This window comes from Sphingopyxis sp. PET50 (assembly GCF_025244705.1).
Classification (GTDB): Bacteria; Pseudomonadota; Alphaproteobacteria; order Sphingomonadales; family Sphingomonadaceae; genus Sphingopyxis.
This window is the reverse complement of sequence record NZ_CP104207.1, coordinates 1091437-1110916: the sequence shown is the minus strand read 5'-3', so window position 1 is coordinate 1110916 and position 19480 is coordinate 1091437. Positions and strand designations below refer to the sequence as shown.

The window sequence follows — 19480 nt, the reverse complement described above, 5'->3', positions numbered from 1 at the left end:
GACTCAACCGGTGGTATTGTGGCAAAGAGGACTCAGTCGCGAAAATAATTCCTTCTCCCCTTGCGGGAGAAGGATACGAAGGCTTGCGAGCGAAGCGAGCTAGCCGCAGTTGGATGAGGGGTTGCGAGCGAAGCTCGCTCGGTCCTTTGGACCGCAACCCCTCACCCAGCTTCGACCAGGCAGCAAGCTGCCAAGTTTGCGCATCCCTCTCCCGCAAGGGGAGAGGGAGTATGTCACAAGCCCGGATCGACGCCCGACAGCTCCACCGACCGCTCCCACAATTCCCTCGCCAGCTTGGGATCGCGCGCCGTCCGCGTCGCGCGCGCCGGACCCGACCGCCCCGAGATTTCGCCCAGCCCCTGCGGCCCCAGATAATCGCCGCCCTGCACATGCGCGCCCGTCGCCGCCTGCAGCGTCGGCCACGCCCCCTGTGCCGCGCTGTTGAAGAAAGGTCCGGCCAGCGGCGTCATCGCCCGCAGCGGCAGCGGCAGGTGCCGCGTCAGTTCGGTCAGCGCGACGCCGGGGTGGCATCCGATCGCCTGCGTCGCCCGCCCCGCCGCGCCCAGCCGCCGGTCGAGTTCGAACATGAACAGCAGATTCGCCAGCTTGCTCGCCTGATAGCGCGGCCATTTATGATAGCTGCGGCTTGCCGACAGGTCGCTGAAATCGATCTCGCCGCCCTTGTGCGCGATGCTGCCGGTGACGACGATGCGGTCGTCGACATGCGGATGGACCAGGCCGGTGAAGGCGAAGGTGCCGAGATGATTGACCCCAAACTGCAGCTCGAAACCCTGCTTCGTGAGTGTCTTCGGCGGGATCATCACCCCCGCATTGTTGACCAGCACGTCGATCCGCGGCCCGGCGAGTACCGCCCTCGCTGCATCCTTCACCTGATCGAGATCGGCGAGGTCGAGCGGCTGGAACGACAGGTCCACGGCGGGCAGGTCGGCGCGGATGCGGTGCATCGCCGCTTCGGCCTTGCCCGCGTCGCGGCACGCCAGCACGACCTGCGCCCCGCGCGCCGCCAGCACGCGCGTCACCTCGAAGCCCAGCCCGGCGTTGGCTCCGGTGACGAGGAAGCGGCGGCCCGTTTGCGCGCCGACGTCGTCGGCCGTGAAACCCTTGCTCATCGCCGTCTCCTGTTCTCAGACCAGCTGCATTTGAGCGACCGGGGCAAAGCTGGTCCGATGGAGCGGCGTGGGGCCATGCCGACGCAGCGCCGCGATATGCTGGGCGGTACCATAACCCATGTTTCTTTCCCAGCCGAAGTGCGGAAAATCGCGCGCCGCCGCGACCATGAAGCGGTCGCGATGCTCCTTGGCGATGATGCTCGCGGCCGAGATGCACGGGTGCAGGGCGTCGCCGCCGACGATCGCCCGCGCGGCGTAGCGCCATTTCGGCAGCCGGTTGCCGTCGACCAGCACCTCGGCCGGCTCGAACCCCAGCGCATCGACGGCGCGGGTCATCGCGAGGAAGGTGGCCTGCAGGATGTTGATCCGGTCGATCTCGGCGACGCTCGCCTCGCCGACGCCCCAGCGGCAGCGCGCCTTGATCTCGGCTTCCAGCACGGCGCGGCGTTTGGCGGTCAGCTTCTTGCTGTCGTCGAGCCCGGCGATGCCGCCGTCGCACAGCAGAACCGCCGCCGCGACCACGGGCCCGGCGAGCGGCCCGCGCCCGACCTCGTCGACGCCGACGATCATCTTCTCCCCTCCCCTTCAGGGGAGGGGCCGGGGGTGGGGGCTGTCGGGGTTGCGCAAGGCCGATGGCCCCCACCCCAACCCCCTCCCCTGAAGGGGAGGGGCTTTTAGATACGCCACGGCGGATATCTCCGATACTCGCCCGCCTGATACAGGCACAGCCGGTTCCCGAACGGATCGGTCAGCCGCGCCTCGCGCCAGCCCCATTCCTCGTCCTTCGGCATCTGGTCGAAGCGCACCCCGCGCCGCGCCAGCCAGGCGACCCAGGCGTCGAGCGCGCCGCTTTCGAGATAGGTCGTGACCCCTTCCTCTCCCCTCCCGCTTGCGGGAGGGGATAGATGGATCGACAGCGTCACGCCGTTGACCGCCTCGAACCGCGCATATCCATTACCGGGGCTGTCGACGATCTGCGTCAGCCCCATCTGCTTGTAGAAGGCCACCGACGCCGCATAGTCGCTCGCGGGCAGCGTGATCTGGTTGAGCGCCGGGCCGGTGAACAGCCCGTCATTGCGCACCGTCTGCTGCCCCATCGGACCATGGCCCCGCCCCAGCCCCGGCGCGCCCATCAGCGCCAGCCGCACGAAGTCGCGCGCGCGGGCGGTCGCGGGCTCCAGCGGCATGCCTTGCGCCAAACCGCACGCGATCGCGCTCGCCAGCGTACAGCCGGTGCCGTGGGTGTGCGGCGTGTCGATGCGCGGCGCTTCCCATTCGGTATAGACCGGCTGGCTGCCGTCGTTGGGCCACAGCCGGTCGACGACCGCCTCCCCTTCGCCATGCCCGCCCTTTTCGAGCAGCGCGCAGCCGTGCGCCAGCACCGCCTCCAGCCCGCCCAGCGCCGCGAGTTCGGGCAGGTTGGGCGTCACCACCGTCGCGCGGTCCAGCAACGTCCGGAACGCGGCGATCGTATCCGCATCGGCCAGCACCGACCCGCTGGTCGCCACCATCACCGGATCGAAAACGACCGCGGCCTGCGTCAGGTCGGGCCGCGACAGCCGTTCGGCGACCGCCGCGGCGGTTTCGGCGCTGCCGATCATGCCGATCTTGACCGCATCGACCCCGATGTCGGCGGCAACGCTGTCGATCTGCGCCAGCACCATGGCGGTGGGCACGGCATGGACGCCCTGCACGCCCAGCGTATTCTGCGCGGTGATCGCGGTGATCGCGGTCATCGCATGGCCGCCGAGCATCGTGACCGTCTTGATATCGGCCTGGATCCCCGCGCCGCCCCCGCTGTCCGAGCCGGCGACAATCAATATGCGCGCGGTCACCCCTTGAATTTCCGCTCCGTCGAGGCCGGAAATTTCGCCAGCGCCGCGCCCTCGCGCAGCGGCCGGTCGAGCAGGTCGCCGCCGCAATTGGGGCAGATTTCGTCGAACTTGTCGGCGCAATTGGCGCAGAAGGTGCATTCGAACGAACAGATGAAGGCACCGTGGATGTTGGCGGGCAAATCGCGGCCGCATTTCTCGCAATCGGGACGCATTTCGAGCATGGAAAATTCCTTAAAAACCGTTCGCCCTGAGCTTGTCGAAGGGCCGTTCTTCCTTCGCCGCCTTTAGAGAAAAGAACGGTGCTTCGACAAGCTCAGCACGAACGGAGTGAGACAAATCGTTCAGTTGGCAGCCGCCGCACGCACCGCATCGCAGATCATATCGACCACCTGCTCGACCTGCGCCGCATCATCGCCCTCGGCCATGACGCGGATGAGGGGTTCGGTACCCGACGCGCGGATGACGAGCCGCCCGCGCCCCGCCAGCGTGCCCTCGCCGTCGGCAATCGCCGTCTTGACCCGCGCGTCTTCCAGCGGAGCGCCGCCCGCGAAGCGGACATTCTTCAAAAGCTGCGGCACCGGATCGAACTGGTGGAGCAATTCGCTTGCCGACTTGCCCGATGCGACCAGCTCGGCGAGCACCTGCAGCCCCGCGAGGGTGCCGTCGCCGGTCGTCGCATGATCGGACAGGATCATGTGCCCCGACTGCTCGCCGCCGACGTTGAAACCGCCGGTCTTCATCCGTTCGAGCACATAACGGTCGCCGACCTTCGTCCGCTCCAGCGTCAGCCCCTGCCCCTGAAGGAAACGTTCGAGGCCCAGGTTCGACATCACCGTCGCGACGACGCCGCCGCCCTTCAGCCGTCCCTGCCGTGCCCAGCTCGCGCCGATCAGCGCCATGATCTGGTCGCCGTCGACGATCGCGCCCGCCTCGTCCACGACGATCAGCCGGTCGGCGTCGCCGTCCAATGCGATACCGATGTCGGCGCCGCTCGCGACGACGGTTTCCTGCAGCAGTCCCGGCGAGGTCGATCCGCATTTGTCGTTGATGTTGATGCCGTTCGGCGTGACCCCGATCGCGACGACGTCGGCGCCGAGCTCCCAGAACACCGTCGGCGCGCTGTTGTAGGCGGCGCCATTGGCGCAATCGAGCACGATCTTGAGGCCGTCGAGCCGCACCGATTCGGGCAGGCTCTGCTTCACCGCATGGATATAGCGCCCGCGCGCGTCGTCGATACGCTTGGCGCGCCCGATCTGCGCCGGCTCGGCGAGCTTCGGCTCGCTCGCCAGCAGCAGTTCGATCTGTAGCTCGTCCTCGTCGGACAATTTATAGCCGTCGGGGCCGAACAGCTTGATGCCGTTGTCGTAATAGGGATTGTGACTCGCCGACAGCATCACGCCCAGGTCGGCGCGCATCGAGCGGGTCAGCATCGCGATCGCGGGGGTGGGCATCGGGCCGACCTGCACCACGTCCATGCCGACGCTGGTAAAACCCGCGACCAGCGCATTTTCGAGCATATAGCCCGACAACCGCGTATCCTTGCCGATCAGCACGCGATGCTTGTGGTCGCCGCGCAGGAAATGCGCGCCCGCCGCCATGCCGACGCGCATCGCGACCTCGACCGTCATCGGGATCTGGTTGGTCAGCCCGCGAATGCCGTCGGTGCCGAAAAACTTGCGCATGAAACCTCTGCCAAATAAGCCGGGTGAAAGCCCACCCCGGCGTTCCCGGGACGGCAGTAGGTCAGCCGTTTTTTGTTGGCAAGCTGAGCGGCGCTCCCAAGGGGAATTTGAACTTGAAATCGGCATGGATCATCCTGGGCGCGCTGATTGCCGGCATGCTCATCGGCATCGCGATCGAAAGCGTGTCGATGGACGCGGCGACCGCCTCGCTGCCCTTCATCGAACCGGTCGGGCTGCTGTGGCTCAACGCGCTCAAGATGACGATCGTCCCGCTCGTCGTCGCGCTGCTCATCACCGGCATCACCGCGACCGCCGACGCCGCGCGCGCGGGCAAGCTGGCGGCGCGCGCGGTGGTCATCTTCCTCGCCGCCATCTTCCTGTCGGGAGCCATGTCGCTGCTGATGACACCGCTGCTGCTGCGCTTCTTCCCGCTCTCGGCGAGCGCCGCCGATGCGCTGCGCCACGGCCTCGGCGGCACGGCGGAGGCCGGACCCTCACCGACCTTCGGCGATTTCCTGCTCTCGCTGATTCCGACCAACCCGATCGCCGCCGCCGCCGAAACCGCAATCCTGCCGCTGATCGTCTTCACCACCATCTTCGCCTTCGCGATCACCAGGCTCGAAACGCCGCAGCGCGCCACCCTGTCGGGACTGTTCAAGGCGCTCGGCGACGCGATGCTGATCGTCATCGGCTGGGTGCTCGCGCTCGCCCCGATCGGCGTGTTCGCGCTCGGCTATGCGCTGGCGGTCAAGGCGGGGTTCGCGGCATTCGGCGGGCTGATCCATTATGTGCTGATCCTGATGGCGATCGGCGTCTGCTGCGTCCTCCTCGGGCTTTTGCTCGCCTGGCTCGTCGTCGGCATTTCGCTGCCGCGCTTCGTCCGCGCAATGGTGCCGACGCTCGCGGTCGCGATCAGCACCCAAAGCTCGCTCGCCAGCCTGCCCGCGATGCTCAAATCGTCGGAGGAACTCGGCGTCGATCCCAAGAAGGCCGACGTGGTGCTGCCGCTCGCAGTCGCGCTGTTCCGCTTCACCAGCCCGGCGATGAACCTCGCGGTCGTGGTCTATGTCGCCTGGCTGTTCGGGGTCGAACTCACGCCCTGGGAAATGGCGGTCGGACTTGCGGTCGCGATGGCGGCGGCGCTGTCGTCGGTCAGCCTGCCCGGCTCGATCAGCTTCGTGACCTCGATCGCGCCGATCGCGATCGCCATGGGCGTGCCGGTCGCGCCGCTGGCCCTGCTCGTCGCGGTCGAAACCTTCCCCGACATTTTCCGGACACTCGGCAATGTTATCGCCGATGTCGCCGCCACCAAATATGCCGCCGACGGAGTCGGCGACGATCAACCAACGGGAGAGCCATCATGAAATACCGCACGCTCGGCCACGGCCTCGAAGTGTCCGCCATCGGCATCGGCTGCATGCCGATGATCAAGGGCGGCAACATCCTCTATGGCGAGGCCGCCGACCTCGACGAATCGACCGCGACGATCCACCGCGCCATCGACCTCGGCGTCACCTTCTTCGACACCGCGCAAATCTATGGCCCGTTCAGCAACGAGGAACTGCTCGGCGCCGCGATCAAGGGCAAGCGCGAGGGGCTGGTCATCGCGACCAAGTTCGGCTTCAAATTCGACGGCAACCAGATCGTCGGCGTCGACGGCAGCCCCGAAAATGCGCGCCGCGCGTGCGAAGGCTCGCTCCAGCGGCTCGGCATCGACACGATCGACCTCTTCTACCAGCACCGCGTCGACCCGTCGGTGCCGATCGAGGAGACCGTCGGCGGCATGATGGAGCTGGTGAAGGAGGGCAAGGTCCGCCACATCGCGCTGTCCGAAGCCGGTCCCGAAACGATCCGCCGCGCCGCGAAAGCCGCGCCGATCACCGCGCTGCAAAGCGAATACTCGATCTGGGAACGCGACGTGGAAGCGGAAATCCTGACCGCCTGCCGCGAGAACGGCATCGGTTTCGTCCCCTATTCGCCGCTCGGCCGCGGTTTCCTCGCGGGCGCCGTGCGCAGCCGCGACGAGCTTCCCGAACATGACTGGCGCCGCAACGATCCGCGCTATTCGGAGGAAAACCTGCCCGCCAACCTCGCGATCGTCGATGCGATCGGCGCGGTGGCGGACCGCCATGGCGTGTCGAAGGCGCAGGTCGCGCTCGCCTGGCTGCTCGCGCAAGGTCCCGACATTGTCCCCATCCCCGGCACCAAGCGCCGCGCGACGATGGAAGACAGCGTCGCCGCCGCCGACGTGACGCTCACCGCCGACGACCTCGCCGCGATCGACGCCGCGGCACCGATGGGCGGCACCAGCGGCAATCGCTACGGCGAACAGGGCATGCGGATGGTGCGGCTTTAGTCTGCTCCCCGGCGAAAGCCGGGGCCCAGAAGCCAACGCTGCGTCAACTGGACCCCGGCTTTCGCCGGGGAACAGTTCAGCCGTTGCCGCCCAACTCCCCAACCTTCTCGGTCAGCGCGTCAATCTTGTGATGCAGCCGCATGATCTCCAGCTCGGCGCGCAGGTTGATCTCGTAATCGAGGCTCGCGGCCAGCCGGTCTTTCGCGGAGGCGCGGTTCTGGCTCATCATGATGATCGGCGCCTGCACCGCCGCCAGCGTCGACAGCATCAGGTTGAGGAAGATGAACGGATAGGGATCGAAGGCGAGCCCGAAATGCTGCAGCACCTCCGAATTGAGCAGCATCCACGCGAGCAGTACCAGCGCGAAGACGATGATGAAGCCCCACGACCCGCCCACCGCCGCGACGCGGTCGGCCAGCCGGTCGCCGAAACTCGCGCGCGCGTCGTCGAGGTCGGCGGCGTCGCGGCTCGTCGGCGCGCGCGCCGCGATCGCCTGCAGGACGCGGCCTTCCTCGGGATCGAGGTCGGCATAGGGCCGCCCGAGCAGGCGCAGCGCCAGGTCCGAAAGATGCGCCTCATCGCTCACCGGCTCAGCCGACCCAGCGCCAGATGCCCGCGACCATATAGCCCAATGCGCCATGCGCCCAGGTCGCGGCGGCCCACAGCAATATCCCGCCGAACAGCGCATGCGGCCGCGGGATCGCATCGCCCCACGCCCCCCGCCCGCCGAGTTGCCGCGCGAAGGGGACGAAGCTCGTCCGCGCCGCCCAGTGGCGCCAGGCGTCGCCCATCAGCCGCGCCTTCTTGACATCCTGCCCCGCCGACCCGCCGAGCGCGAGAAAGGCGATGATCGCCGACAGCACGATCTGACCCGGCGTCGGCACGACCAGCGCATGGGCAAGCGCCCACAGGGCAAAACCCCACATCATCGGATGGCGCGTGATCGCGAACACCCCGCGCGGCGCGCCCTGCGCCGCCGCCGCGGCGTTGGGAGCGGGCAGCGCCGGATTGCCGATCAGCGATCCCATGAACAGGATACTCGCGACCAGCACGATCAGCGTCGCGACCATCCACAAGCCGTCGCCGCCCGCCCAGAGCGGCGGCTCGGGCGGCATGCCGCGCCACGCCTGCACCAGCAGCGCGAAGGTCGCGATCGCGACCACCGAATAGACGATCTGGAACGCCCGTTCGCCCATCCGCCCCGCGAGCGGCGCGCGCAACGGGTGCGACAGCGCGAAATGGGTGCCGACGAACAGCACCCCCGTGGTGATCAACAGCGTCATCGGTTGCATGGAGCTCTCCCTCTCCTCCCGGCACGACCCATCATATCATATCCGTCATCCCGGCGAAGGCCGGGACAAAGAAAGGAGGGGTGTCGCGCCGCCCGGCGCAACGCCCGATATGACTATCGGTCGTAAGCTTTCGGCAAACCGCCTTCCTGCGGGGTCGCATAACGGTCGCGCAGGCGATCCTGCCGCGTCGTCAGCGACTGCGCCTTGCCGTCGATCCACACCGCAGTCGGCCGGCTGCCGAGTTCGAGCGGATCATTGTCCCAGATCACCACATCGCCGACACGGCCGGGCCGCAGCGATCCGACGGTGGCGTCCATGCCGACCGCGCGCGCCGGAGCGCTGCTGATCGCCGCAAAGGCCTGGTCCCAGCTCAGCCCGCTCGCGCCGGGCAGCTTCGTCAATCCGACGAGGTTGCCGGCATATTGCGTCGCATAGCCCATCTTGTGCGCATCGTCGTCGTCGAACACCCCGACCGACACCGGCACGCCCGCGGCGGCCAGCCGCCCGGCGTTCGACTGGGTCGCGCCCAATTGCTCGAAATTGCCGGGAAGGTCGGTCAGCGGCGACACCAGCACCGGCACGCGCGCCGCGGCGATGTCGCGCGCGACCAGCCAGCCCTCGGTCGCGCCGACCAGCACCAGCTTCAGCGCCGGAAACTCCTGCCTGAGCTTGAGCACGTTCAAGATGTCGGTGGCGCGGTCGACGCGCACGAACAGCGGCGTCGTGCCGTCGATCACCCGCACCAGCGCTTCGGCATCGGCGCGCTGGATCAGCGCGTCATTGCCCCATTCGGCCAGCGTCGCGGGGTTGCGGGCATAGCTGCGCGCCGCGAGCAATTGTTCGCGGAACAGCAGGAACAGCGCGGCGCGGCTGCCGCCCGCCTTCGCCGACCCGTCCTCGCCGAACGCCACGAACTGCAGCGCGCGGGGCTTGGTCACCATGTCGTTGTCATCGGCCAGGTCGACCACCGCGCCCTGGCCCGCGAACAAATTGCCGCTCGCCCCCGGCGCGACGATCGCGCGGGTCACGCCCGCGGCGCGGTTGACCGCGACGGGCGATCCCATCGGATTGAGCGCCGGCGCGATGTCGAGCCCCGCCGAAAAGCGCGACTTGCTCGCCGAGCGGTCGTTGCTGCCGGTGACGGCGTCGACCTCGACCAGCCCGACGCGGCTGAACGCCGCGACGATGCCCGGCGTGACCCAGCGCCCGCCCGCATCGACACGTTCGACTCCGGCCGGGACCGCCACACCGGCGCCCGCCGCCACGACCTTGCCGCCGCGCACGACGACGGTGCCGCCGTCGATCGGCGCGCTGCCGTCGCCGATGACCAGCTTCGCGTTGGTGATCGCGACATCCTGGGCCTGCGCTGGCGCGGCAAGGGCAAGCGCCGCAATCAATGCGCCCCCCAAACCCGCTCGCGCTGCGCCCCTGCGAAGGCAGGGGCCCATCACCTGCTCCCTCGCTCTTTCGCCGCCGCCCGCGTGATATCGACGGGTTCGGAGATGGGCCCCTGCCTTCGCAGGGGCACGGACTACGAAGGAAAGGGCCGTCAGGAGCGCACTCATTTCACATCTCCCTCACCCGGCTGGCCCAGCTCGAAATCGCTCACCGGGCGCCGTTTCGGGTCCATCGCGTCATACATCATCGCGCCGTCGATCCACACCTTCTCGGGCCGCGTATAGGCGCTGAACGGATTGCCGTTCCACAGCACGACGTCGGCCATCTTGCCGGGCTTCAGGCTGCCGGTCCGGTCGCCGATGCCCAGCGCCTTCGCGGGGTTGATCGCCAGCCAGGTCCAGGCCTGTTCGTCGCTGATCTGCATCCTCATGCGGCGCCCCGCCGCCAGTGCCTTCGCCGCCTCCTGGTTCAGCCGCTGGATCTGGTTGGCATCGTCCGAATGGACGATGGTGCAGGCGCCCGCCTTGTACACCAGCGGGATATTTTCGGGCACGCTGTCATAGGCTTCCATCTTGAAGCCCCACCAGTCGGCCCACATCGCGGCGCAGATGCCTTCCTTTTCCAGCAGGTCGGCGATCTTGTATGCCTCGACCGCGTGGTGGAAGGCCGACACCTTGTAGCCGAACTCCTTCGACATATCGATCACCAGCGCCATCTCGTCGGCGCGGTAGCAGTGATTGTGGACGAGGATTTCGCCCGACAGCACGCCCGCCAGCGTCTCCATCGCCAGGTCGCGATCGACCGCCTTGCCCTCGTCGAGCTTCTTCTTGTAGGCGACGGCCTTCGCCCAGGTCGCGCGGTTGACCGCGAAATTGCCCATGCGGGTGGAGGGCATGCGCCCCTTGCTGCCGTAGACGCGCTTCGGATTCTCGCCGCACGCCATTTTCAGGCCATAGGGCGCGCCGGGGAATTTCATGCCCTGCACGGTGCGCGCCGGCACATTCTTGAGCGTGATCGAGCGCCCGCCCATCAGATTGGCGCTGCCCGGCAGGATCTGGAGAGTCGTCACGCCGCCATTGGCCAGCGCGCGGCCGAAACCGGGATCCTGCGGCCAGACGCTGTGCTCGGACCAGACCTCGGGCGTGGTCGGCGACGTCGCCTCATTGCCGTCCGAATGCGCCTCGACGCTGGGGCTCGGATAATCGCCGAGGTGGCTGTGAACGTCGATCACGCCGGGGGTCAGATATTTGCCGGTGCCGTCGACGACGTCGGCGTCGGTCGGCAGCTCCATGCCGGGACCGCCGATCCGGTCCACCTTGCCGCTCGACAGGACGATCGACCCGTTGTCGATCCGCCCGCCCTCGCCGTCGAAGATGGTGACGTTCCGCACGACCGTCAGCCGCGTCGGATAGCCGGTGTAGGTCGACGGATAGGGGTCCTTGTTGAACTTGACCGGCTTTTCGGGGGCGGGCTTGCTGCTCGCCGTTTCCACCTCGCCGCTGTTCGCGGTGCAACCCGCGAACGCCAGCGACACCGCGGCCAGCAGGTCGGCCCTCACGCCCCGGATCATCGCTTACGCTCCCTTGCGTTCGGGATGGACGCCGGCGCCCTGCGGTTCGGCGAGTTCCTTCTGGCCCGCCAGATCGTCGGCGTCGCGCAGCGTGTCGAGGTGCATCAGCTTCTTGATCAGCGGCGAGACCAGAATGACGAGGACACCGAAGCCGACCGCCCACAGGCCGATCGTCCCATAGACGTCGAGCACCAGCGCCTTGCCGGCGCCTTCGCCGCTCGCCTTTTCCGATCCCGTCGCTGCGGCGATCAGGCCGGCGGCGAAATTGCCCGTCGCCGAAGCGAAGAACCAGGTGCCCATGATCAGCGACGCCATATGCGCCGGCTGCCAGCCGGTTCATCGCGCTGAGGCCTACGGGCGAGAGGCACAGTTCGCCGGTCGTATGGAACAGATAGATGAGGAAGATGAAAAGCACCGGCGTCGCATTTTCCATGCCGACCGCGGCCGCACCCCATTTGAGGACATAGAAGCCGAGGCCGAGCTGAAGCATCGCAAGACCGAACTTCACCGGCGTCGATGGCTCCATGCCCTTGCGGCCGAGCCAGGTCCACAGCCCCGCGAACAGCGGCGCGAGCAGGACGATGTAGATGGCGTTGACCGACTGGAACACCGAAGCCGGCACCCCGCCGCGGTCGACATAGCGGTCGGTGAAGAGATTGAGCGACGAACCCGCCTGTTCGAACAGCGCCCAGAACAGGATCGAACCGAGGATCAGGAACATCGCGGCGAAGATGCGGTCGCGGTCTTCGGCGGGCAGCTTGATGACCGCGGTGCCAATCACATAGGCGATGAGGATCAGGCCCGCAGCGCCGAGCAGCGTGCCGACGATCGCCTGGTTCTGCACCAGCCACCAGCATATGACGACGGCGACGAGCCCGACGGCATAGAGCAGCCATTCAAAGGGAATGCCGAACTTCTTCTCGGTTAGCAGCGCCGGATTTTCGGGCTCGCCGCGACCGAGCAACAAGGGCTTGAACGCGACGAAGACGATCAGGCCGAGCAGCATGCCGAAACCCGCGGCGCCGAAGCCATAGGCCCAGCCATAGGTTTCGCCGAGATAGCCGCAGAGCAGCGAACCGAGCGCCGCGCCAAGGTTAATCCCCATGTAGAAGATGGTGTAGGCGCCATCGCGGCGCACGTCGGTGCGCGGATAGAGCTGGCCGACGATCACCGAGATATTGGCTTTCAGGAAGCCCGACCCGACGATGATGAAGGCGAGCGCGAGCCAGAAGATGTTGAGGCTGGCCGGATCCTGTCCCCCGTCACCCTCGAATCCCATCATGAAATGCCCGAAAGTCAGCAGGATCGCGCCATAGAGAACCGCCTTTCGCTGTCCCAGCCATCGGTCCGCCAGATAGCCGCCAAGCACCGGGGTGATATAGACCAGCGCGGTATAGGCGCCGTAGATGACGCCCGATTCACTATCCGAGAACAACCAGTGCTTGGTGAGATAGAAAATCAGCAGCGCGCGCATGCCGTAATAGGAAAAACGCTCCCACATCTCGGCGAAAAAGAGAACGAACAGGCCTTTCGGATGGCCGAGGAACGTGCCAGCGGAGTCCCCGTGCTGGGCGTAGGCTTTGGTCATGTGCGACTTTTCCCTAGGATCGTTGTGCTTTGGGTGCCGTCGATGCGGCCCGGTTATAGGGCAACCTAGCGCGAAAATTGCGTATGGGAAGAATCTAATTGCGCATGAAACCGGTTGGCTAAGCGCGCGATTTTGTTGCGAATCGTTCGCAACACTTGCAAGGGCGTTCCGGAAAGGCCACATGCGGCGCCATGTTCAACGACACCTCCTCGCTCCTCGCCCACCTCGCCACCCGCCGTTCGGGCAAGGCGCGCGCCATGGTCGCGCCCGGCCCCGATGCCGCGCAATTGCGCGATATCATCGCGCTGGCGCTGCGCACCCCCGACCATGGCAAGCTCGCGCCCTGGCGCATCGTCACCGTCGCCGATGACCAGCGCGAAACATTCGCGAGCCTGCTCAAGGACGCGTGGGTGAAGGAAAACCCCGGCGCCGCGGGCCTCGACCTGTCGGCGCTCGACCAGTTCGCGCATCAGGCGCCAACCTTGCTCGTCCTCATCTCGACCCCGGTCGCAGGCGCGAAAATCCCGGTATGGGAACAGCAGATGTCGGCGGGCGCCGTCGGCATGAACCTGCTCCACGCCGCGCACGCGCACGGCTTCGTCGGCAGCTGGCTCACCGGCTGGGCGGCGTACAGCGCCGACGTCGTGGCGGCTTTCGGCGCGCGCGAAGGCGACCGCGTGGTCGGCTATTTCTTCCTCGGCACCGCTGGCTGCCGACCTCTCCGAACGCCCTCGTCCCGAATATGACAAAGTCGTTCGCGCTTGGGACATTTAATTTCAACGGCCCGCCAATAAAGCTAAGTTTATGATTTGACTGTGCTGCTGTCTTATGGCATTAAAGCGGCATGCTCGACCAGCCCAAACCCGTATACCAGCGTCTGCGCGACGTGATCGCCAACGCCATCCTCGACGGCAGCTTCAGCGACGGCGACATGCTGCCGTCGGTGCGCAGCCTCGCCGCGGAGGAAGGCGCCAACCCGCTCACCGTCGCCAAGGCCTATCAGACCTTTCAGGATGAGGGCCTCGTCACCGTGAAGCGCGGCGTCGGCATGTTCGTCGCCGACGGCGCGACCGAACGGCTGCGCACCCTGATGCGCGAGGATTTCCTGGCGAATGTCTGGCCCCCGGTCGCCGAACAGATGCGCCGCATCGGCCTCGACGCGCGAACCCTGCTCGATCTGACAGAGGCCTGACGCCACCATCCATCATTCGCCCGTCGTTGCGAGCGAAGCGAAGCAATCCAGGGCCCGCGTAAACCGCCCTGGATTGCTTCGCTTCGCTCGCAATGACGAGACTGCTGGCGGCCCTACCGCCCCACCTGCTCCATCTTCTCGCGCAGGTCCGTCGCGCCCCGCACGTCGCCACCCTGCGCGAGCTGGTCGGCATAAAGCCGCATGATCTCTCCGTTGAGCGGCTGCAGCCGGTACGCCAGCGCGATCGTCGCGGTGGCGCGGGCGCGGTCGCGCTTCGCCGCATAGGCCTTCGACAATTCGCGCAGCACGACGACGTCGCGATTGCCGATCCGCTGGCGCACGCGCTCGAAATGGGTGATCGCCTCGTCCCAATGCCGAAGGTCCATCGCGAGCGAGCCCGCCAGCCGGTCGGCGGCGATGCTCGACGGCTGGCTGTCGCGCAGCGCCATGATCGCCGCGCCCGATCCCGCGGGGTCGCCCGCGCGGAACAGGGCGTTGGCAAGGCGCAGCGTCGTTCGCTCGCCCGCATCGAGGTCGCGTGCGGCGCGGAAACTCTGCACCGCCAGCCGGGTATCGCCCGCCGCCAGCGCCGCATCGCCGTGCAATATATGCGCGTCGGCGACCCCGCGATTGGCGTCGCGCAGCAACGCCGCGCGCGACAGCGCCCGCGCCGCGTTGCCGCTCGCCATTTCGGCTTCCATCGCCGGAATCACCTTCGCGGGGTTGAGCGGCTCGGCGTCGGCACCCGCCGCCAGGCCGAACCCGTCGGGCGCGAAGGGCGCCGCCTCGCCCGGCGCCAGCGCCGCCGCCCGCTCCTGATATTCGGCCGACGCCGCCTTCTGCCCCAGCTCGGCCGCGACCCTGGCCGCGAGCAGCAGCGACCAGCTGTCGGCGTCGGCGCGCGACACGATCGGCGTCAGCGCTTCGGCGGCGCCATCGGCATCTCCCCCCGCCCATTCGGACACGGCGAGGATACGGCGCGCGGCGAGGTTTTCGGGCTGCACGTCGATCAGCCGGTCAGCCCAGGTCGCCGCGACCGCCTCGCCGCCGAGTTCGAGCTCGACGACCGCGCTGAGCAGCATGAACCCCGGTTCGTCGTCCATCCGGCCGCGCGTTCGCTGGAGCAGGCTGCGCGCCAACCGGTAATTGCCCGCCCGCGCCGCGAGCACTGCCTGCAAATAATAGATTTGCGCATTGCCGGGCACCAGCGTCGCGGCACGGCGCAGCGATACCAGCATGTCCCTGTAGCGCCCGAGGTCGCCGAGCGTCGCGGCCTGGTCGATCAGCGCGCCGGCATTGTCCGGATCGGCGGCGAGTGCCTTGTCGTACCAGGGCAGCGCCGCCATCAGTCCCGACTGGGCGCGGACGAGGTTCGCCTTGTAGGCCAGCGCCGCGCTGTTCGCCTTGTCGAGCTCGATCGCATAATCGACCGCGTCGCGCGCGCCCAGCGCATCGGCATTGGCGTCGCGAAAGCGCGCGACATCGACCCACAGGTCCGACGCGCGCGGCAGGTCCCGCACCGCCCGGTCGAACGCGTCGCGCGCGGCGCCGAGATCGCCGTTGTCCAGATGGACGTTGCCCGCGACCCACGCCGCCTCGCCGATCATCTCGGGCGCGATCGGTCCGGCATCGAGGATGCGGAAGGCGCGGTCGCCGTCGCCCTGCATCGCCGCCGCCTTCGCCGCCAGCGGCCGCAGCGCCGCCTCGTCGCCGCCAGCGCCGAGCGCCGCATGCACCGCCGCCTCGGCGCCGACCCCGTCGCCGAGCCTGAACAGCACGCGCGCCAGTTCGACCTGCTGCGCGAGCTGTTCCGGATCGTCGGCGAGTTCCTTCTGCAGCGCGACGCGCCTTTGTTCGAGCGCGGCGCGCGGGCTCACCGGACGCGGCTCGCCGCACCCCGCCAGCAACAGCGCGCCGCACAGGGCGCCGATCCAGATACGAAGGCGGCGCAACTCAGGCCGCCTGCATCCGATATTGCTTGAGCAGGTCGTAAAGCGTCGGGCGGCTGATCCCGAGCAGCTTGGCGGCGGCGGAGATATTGCCCTCGCTCTGCATCATCGCGCGGCGGATCGCGACCCGGTCGGCCGCCTCGCGCGCGCTGCGCAGGTTGAGCCAGCTTTCCTCGCCGTCGTTCGCCGCCGCGCCGGCAAGATCGAGGTCGTCCTTCGCGACCAGCTTGCCGTCGGCCATGATCACCGCGCGCTTGATGCGGTTTTCCAGCTCGCGGACATTGCCCGGCCAGCGCGCCTCGTCGATCGCCTGCAGCGCGTCGGGCGCGAAACCGCGCACGCCGGGATTCATCTCGGGCGCATATTGGTGGAGGAAGTGGCGCGCGAGCAGCACCGCGTCGCCCGGCCGCTCGACGAGCGAGGGGATCTTCACCACCATCTCGGCGAGCCGGTAATAGAGGTCGTCGCGGAAACTCTGCGCCGCGATCATCGCGTCGAGGTCGCGGTGCGTCGCGCAGACGATGCGGGTATCGACCGCGATCGACTTGCGCCCGCCGATCCGCTCGATCGTCCTTTCCTGCAGGAAACGCAGCAATTTGACCTGCAGCGGCAGCGGAATGTCGCCGACCTCGTCGAGGAAGAGCGTGCCGCCATGCGCCAGCTCGATCTTGCCCTCGGTGGTCTTGACCGCGCCGGTGAAGGCGCCCTTTTCGTGCCCGAACAATTCGCTTTCGAGCAGGTTTTCGGGAATGGCGGCGCAGTTGATCGCGACGAACGCGCCGTCGCGCCGCCCGCTCGCCTCGTGCAGCCCGCGCGCCAGCAATTCCTTGCCGGTCCCGCTCGCGCCGAGCAGCATCACCGACACGTCGAGATTGGCGACGCGTTCGATCGTGCGCGCGACCTTCAGCATCTCGGGCGCGCCGGTGATCATGCCGCCGAGCACGCGGTTGTCGTTCGCGCCCTGTTCGGCCAGCCGGGCATTCTCGACCTCCAGCTCGCGGACATGAAAGGCCCGCCGCACGATCAGCCCCAGCTCGTCGATGTCGATCGGCTTCTGATAGAAATCCCACGCGCCCTGCGCGATGGCGTTCAGCGCGCTCGCGCGCTCGCCATGCCCCGACACGACGATCACCTTGGTGTCGGGCTTCATTTCGAGGATCGCCTTCAGCGTCCGGAACCCCTCGCGCGTCCCGTCGGGATCGGGTGGCAGGCCAAGGTCGAGCGTCACCACATCGGGCTCCTCGGCGCGCAGCAGCTCGATCGCCGCGTCGTGGTCGCCCGCGACCAGCACCTGATAATCCTCATAGGCCCATTTGAGCTGCGTCTGCAGCCCCGGGTCGTCCTCGACCACCAGCAGCTTGCGCGGTGCTTCGGCGCCGTCCTTCTTCATCATGCCACTTTCATCCAGTCTTCGCCCGCGGCGGGCAGCCACAGGGTGAACCGGCTCCCCTCGCCGGGTTCGCTCGTCACGTCGATCGCCCCGCCGATCGCCTGCGCCAGTTGCAGCGCCTCGAAGGCGCCGAGACCGAAGCCGCCCTCCTTCGTCGACACGAACGGTTTGAACAGGCCGTCGCGGATGAACTCGCGGCTCATGCCCTCGCCCTGGTCGAGGATGTCGATCCGCACCCGCCCCGCCTCGCGCGCCGCGATCAGCTGCACCGGCGCATCGTCGGCCGAGGCGTCGATCGCATTGGTCACCAGCTGCTCGACGATCTGGCGCACCGACGCATCGTCGGCCCAGGCCGACAGCCCGACCTCGCAGCCCACCGACAGCGTCCGGCGCGGGCGCATCTGCGCCGCGATGCCGTCGAGCAGCGGCTCGATCATCACCTGCCCCGCCTCCGCCGCGCGCCCGCGCTCGCGCGGCGACAGGCGCGCGAGCAGGTCGGACAGGCGGCCCGCCGACAGCTTCAGCGTCTCGACCATGTCGGCGCGGAATTCCGGCTTGTCGGCGTGGCGCTCCGCATTGCGCGCGAGCAGGGCGAGCTGGCTCGCCAGATTCTTGATGTCGTGCATGATGAAGGCGAAGCGGCGGTTGAACTCGTCGAAGCGTTTCGCCTCCGACAAGGCCGCCTGGCTCTGCGATTCGGCGAGGTAGCTCCCCGCCTGCCGCCCTGCGATGCGCAGCACGTCGAGATCCTCCCAGTCGAGCGCGCGCGACACCGGCGGGCGGTGCAGGATGACGATCGCGATCATCCGCTGGAAATGGAGCACCGGCACCACCACCCATGCGCGCGTGTCGGCGATCAGCCAGTCGGGGATCGCCAGATCCTGCCCGCCCGCGGTGGTCGCGCCGCGGCGCACCGCGTCGAGGTCGACGATATGTCCCGAGTCCTGCAGCATGAAGGCCGAGCGCAGCGACAGCGCGCGGTCGGCGTCCGCGTCCGCGCTCCAGTGCCAGCGGTCGACGACGCGGTAATGGCCCTGCGCGTCGGGGCTCATCAGCAGCGCTCCGGGGCTCCCGGTCAGCTCGGCCAGCGCCCTGGCGACGCGGCGGTGCAGGTCGCCGTCCCCCTCGCCCTCCCGATGGTCGGTGCGCGCCAGCGTCGCGGTGAAGCGCATCCATTCGGCGCGATAATCATAGCGATGCTCGAAAAAATGCTTCGAGATCATCACCGACAGCCACGCCCGCGCGCGCGCCGAGGCGAGGAGCAGGCCGCCCGCCCCCAGTGCGACGATCAGCGACAGGCTCTGCGCCAGTTCGGCATAGTTGCCGCCGATCGTCCGCGCGACCGCGCCGGCCAGCCCGATCAGCACCAGATAGCTGGCGCCCCCCATCAACAGGATCGTGCGCGTCGCGGCGGTGCGCGACAGACGCATCCGCTCGCGCCCGACATCCATCGCCGCGAGGACAAAGGTGGGCAGCGTCAACAGCACGACCGCGGGCAGCAGCAGGATCAGCGTCCGCGCCGACGTCCCGGTCATCACGCCGATGAAACCGATATTGAGCTCATAGGCCCACAGCATCGCAAAGCCGCCCGCGACGGCGAGCAGGGGCATGCGCAGGCCGGCGCTGGCGTGCCGCACCCCGCTGTCGACGAGCAGCAGCCCGCCCGACGCCGCGATCATCATGACGATCGACAGGCCCGGTCCGATCCACGCGCCCGCCGCCGCGCCCTGGCGCGTCCAGACGGCGGCCGCAAAGACCGCGGCGACCAGCAACTGCGTGGCGATCAGCCGCAGGATCAGCCGCAGCGGACGCGACATCGGCGCGCGCGCGTTCCAGAAGGTCGCGCTCAGCCAGCCCAGCACCGCCACGTTCGACAATGTGCGTGCGGCAAAGGCCTCCGGCGACGCCGGACCGGCCCACCAGATACCCGCGCTCCACAGGGTCATGCCGCCCGCCGCCGCGATGAGCCAGCCGAAGCTCGGCATCAGCGCCGCCATCCGCGCGCGCGGCCGCAGCATCAGCCACAGCGTCACCGCCGCGAAGCCGGCAAAGGTTACCCCCGCCACCACGGCCGAAAAGTCCGCGAGCGCCCCCATGG

At 68.1% G+C, this 19480-nt stretch carries 15 protein-coding genes and 2 pseudogenes; 4 read left to right on the top strand and 13 right to left on the bottom strand.

What is annotated here, in order from left to right; all coding sequences use genetic code 11:
* Window positions 1-233: 233 nt before the first annotated feature.
* The 5 genes from N0A20_RS05715 to glmM all read right to left on the bottom strand — a co-directional run bounded on the left by N0A20_RS05715 (window position 234) and on the right by glmM (window position 4647).
* The gene (locus N0A20_RS05715; protein ID WP_260582999.1) at window positions 234-1130 is read right to left on the bottom strand and encodes an oxidoreductase; all 897 of its coding nucleotides are present in this window, start codon (window positions 1128-1130) and stop codon (window positions 234-236) included.
* A 15-nt stretch (window positions 1131-1145) separates the two neighbouring features.
* Complete coding sequence (locus N0A20_RS05710) at window positions 1146-1700, bottom strand: ribonuclease HII (protein WP_260582998.1); 555 nt, start codon at window positions 1698-1700, stop codon at window positions 1146-1148.
* 104 nt (window positions 1701-1804) lie between these two features.
* A complete protein-coding gene (gene thiD / locus N0A20_RS05705) occupies window positions 1805-2965 on the bottom strand; it encodes a bifunctional hydroxymethylpyrimidine kinase/phosphomethylpyrimidine kinase (RefSeq protein ID WP_260582997.1) in 1161 nt (386 codons plus the stop codon).
* Window positions 2962-3186 carry a DUF1272 domain-containing protein gene (locus N0A20_RS05700; RefSeq protein WP_260582996.1) on the bottom strand — a complete coding sequence of 75 codons (225 nt, stop codon included), beginning with the start codon at window positions 3184-3186 and terminating at the stop codon, window positions 2962-2964. Before N0A20_RS05700 ends, thiD begins: the two co-directional genes overlap by 4 nt.
* 120 nt (window positions 3187-3306) lie before the next feature.
* Window positions 3307-4647: a phosphoglucosamine mutase gene (glmM, locus tag N0A20_RS05695; RefSeq protein ID WP_260582995.1), complete on the bottom strand. Its 1341-nt coding sequence runs from the start codon at window positions 4645-4647 to the stop codon at window positions 3307-3309.
* A gap of 113 nt (window positions 4648-4760) precedes the next feature.
* On the opposite strand from glmM, the gene N0A20_RS05690 reads away from it, so the two are divergent.
* Window positions 4761-6011: a dicarboxylate/amino acid:cation symporter gene (locus N0A20_RS05690; protein WP_260582994.1), complete on the top strand. Its 1251-nt coding sequence runs from the start codon at window positions 4761-4763 to the stop codon at window positions 6009-6011.
* Window positions 6008-7003 carry an aldo/keto reductase gene (locus N0A20_RS05685; RefSeq protein WP_260582993.1) on the top strand — a complete coding sequence of 332 codons (996 nt, stop codon included), beginning with the start codon at window positions 6008-6010 and terminating at the stop codon, window positions 7001-7003. Before N0A20_RS05690 ends, N0A20_RS05685 begins: the two co-directional genes overlap by 4 nt.
* A 76-nt stretch (window positions 7004-7079) precedes the next feature.
* Here N0A20_RS05685 and N0A20_RS05680 read toward each other — a convergent pair whose 3' ends face one another.
* From N0A20_RS05680 to N0A20_RS05660, 5 genes and pseudogenes are all read right to left on the bottom strand, one after another.
* The gene (locus N0A20_RS05680) at window positions 7080-7589 is read right to left on the bottom strand and encodes a DUF1003 domain-containing protein (RefSeq protein ID WP_260582992.1); all 510 of its coding nucleotides are present in this window, start codon (window positions 7587-7589) and stop codon (window positions 7080-7082) included.
* A gap of 4 nt (window positions 7590-7593) precedes the next feature.
* A complete protein-coding gene (locus N0A20_RS05675; protein ID WP_260582991.1) occupies window positions 7594-8295 on the bottom strand; it encodes an NnrU family protein in 702 nt (233 codons plus the stop codon).
* A gap of 113 nt (window positions 8296-8408) precedes the next feature.
* Window positions 8409-9743: an amidohydrolase family protein gene (locus tag N0A20_RS05670; RefSeq protein WP_260582990.1), complete on the bottom strand. Its 1335-nt coding sequence runs from the start codon at window positions 9741-9743 to the stop codon at window positions 8409-8411.
* Window positions 9744-9856: 113 nt separating this feature from the next.
* Window positions 9857-11263 (bottom strand): amidohydrolase, encoded by a 1407-nt coding sequence (locus N0A20_RS05665; RefSeq protein WP_260582989.1) that lies wholly within the window; start codon window positions 11261-11263, stop codon window positions 9857-9859.
* A 3-nt stretch (window positions 11264-11266) separates the two neighbouring features.
* Window positions 11267-12851: pseudogene (locus N0A20_RS05660) on the bottom strand (peptide MFS transporter).
* 191 nt (window positions 12852-13042) lie between these two features.
* On the opposite strand from N0A20_RS05660, the pseudogene N0A20_RS05655 reads away from it, so the two are divergent.
* Both N0A20_RS05655 and N0A20_RS05650 read left to right on the top strand, forming a co-directional pair.
* Window positions 13043-13625 (top strand): annotated as a pseudogene (locus N0A20_RS05655) (nitroreductase).
* A 70-nt stretch (window positions 13626-13695) separates the two neighbouring features.
* On the top strand, window positions 13696-14043 hold the full coding sequence (locus tag N0A20_RS05650; RefSeq protein WP_260582988.1) for a GntR family transcriptional regulator: 348 nt from the start codon (window positions 13696-13698) through the stop codon (window positions 14041-14043).
* A gap of 113 nt (window positions 14044-14156) precedes the next feature.
* On the opposite strand, the gene N0A20_RS05645 is transcribed toward N0A20_RS05650, so the two are convergent.
* The 3 genes from N0A20_RS05645 to prsK are packed head-to-tail and all read right to left on the bottom strand — an operon-like array spanning window position 14157 to window position 19478.
* On the bottom strand, window positions 14157-15995 hold the full coding sequence (locus N0A20_RS05645) for a tetratricopeptide repeat protein (protein WP_260582987.1): 1839 nt from the start codon (window positions 15993-15995) through the stop codon (window positions 14157-14159).
* Between the two features lies 1 nt (window position 15996).
* Window positions 15997-17382 (bottom strand): PEP-CTERM-box response regulator transcription factor, encoded by a 1386-nt coding sequence (prsR, locus tag N0A20_RS05640; protein ID WP_260583833.1) that lies wholly within the window; start codon window positions 17380-17382, stop codon window positions 15997-15999.
* On the bottom strand, window positions 17382-19478 hold the full coding sequence (gene prsK, locus N0A20_RS05635) for an XrtA/PEP-CTERM system histidine kinase PrsK (protein WP_260582986.1): 2097 nt from the start codon (window positions 19476-19478) through the stop codon (window positions 17382-17384). The genes prsR and prsK overlap by 1 nt, the downstream gene beginning before the upstream one ends.
* Between the last annotated feature and the right edge of the window lie 2 nt (window positions 19479-19480).

What these genes read in the sequence shown, in the direction of transcription:
- N0A20_RS05715 (WP_260582999.1), bottom strand. Translation starts at nt 1,130, where the DNA reads ATGAGCAAGGGTTTCACGGCCGACGACGTCGGCGCGCAAACGGGCCGC.
- N0A20_RS05710 (WP_260582998.1), bottom strand. Translation starts at nt 1,700, where the DNA reads ATGATCGTCGGCGTCGACGAGGTCGGGCGCGGGCCGCTCGCCGGGCCC.
- N0A20_RS05700 (WP_260582996.1), bottom strand. Translation starts at nt 3,186, where the DNA reads ATGCTCGAAATGCGTCCCGATTGCGAGAAATGCGGCCGCGATTTGCCC.
- glmM (WP_260582995.1), bottom strand. Translation starts at nt 4,647, where the DNA reads ATGCGCAAGTTTTTCGGCACCGACGGCATTCGCGGGCTGACCAACCAG.
- N0A20_RS05685 (WP_260582993.1), top strand. Translation starts at nt 6,008, where the DNA reads ATGAAATACCGCACGCTCGGCCACGGCCTCGAAGTGTCCGCCATCGGC.
- N0A20_RS05675 (WP_260582991.1), bottom strand. Translation starts at nt 8,295, where the DNA reads ATGCAACCGATGACGCTGTTGATCACCACGGGGGTGCTGTTCGTCGGC.
- N0A20_RS05670 (WP_260582990.1), bottom strand. Translation starts at nt 9,743, where the DNA reads ATGGGCCCCTGCCTTCGCAGGGGCGCAGCGCGAGCGGGTTTGGGGGGC.
- N0A20_RS05665 (WP_260582989.1), bottom strand. Translation starts at nt 11,263, where the DNA reads ATGATCCGGGGCGTGAGGGCCGACCTGCTGGCCGCGGTGTCGCTGGCG.
- N0A20_RS05650 (WP_260582988.1), top strand. Translation starts at nt 13,696, where the DNA reads ATGCTCGACCAGCCCAAACCCGTATACCAGCGTCTGCGCGACGTGATC.
- prsR (WP_260583833.1), bottom strand. Translation starts at nt 17,382, where the DNA reads ATGAAGAAGGACGGCGCCGAAGCACCGCGCAAGCTGCTGGTGGTCGAG.
- prsK (WP_260582986.1), bottom strand. Translation starts at nt 19,478, where the DNA reads ATGGGGGCGCTCGCGGACTTTTCGGCCGTGGTGGCGGGGGTAACCTTT.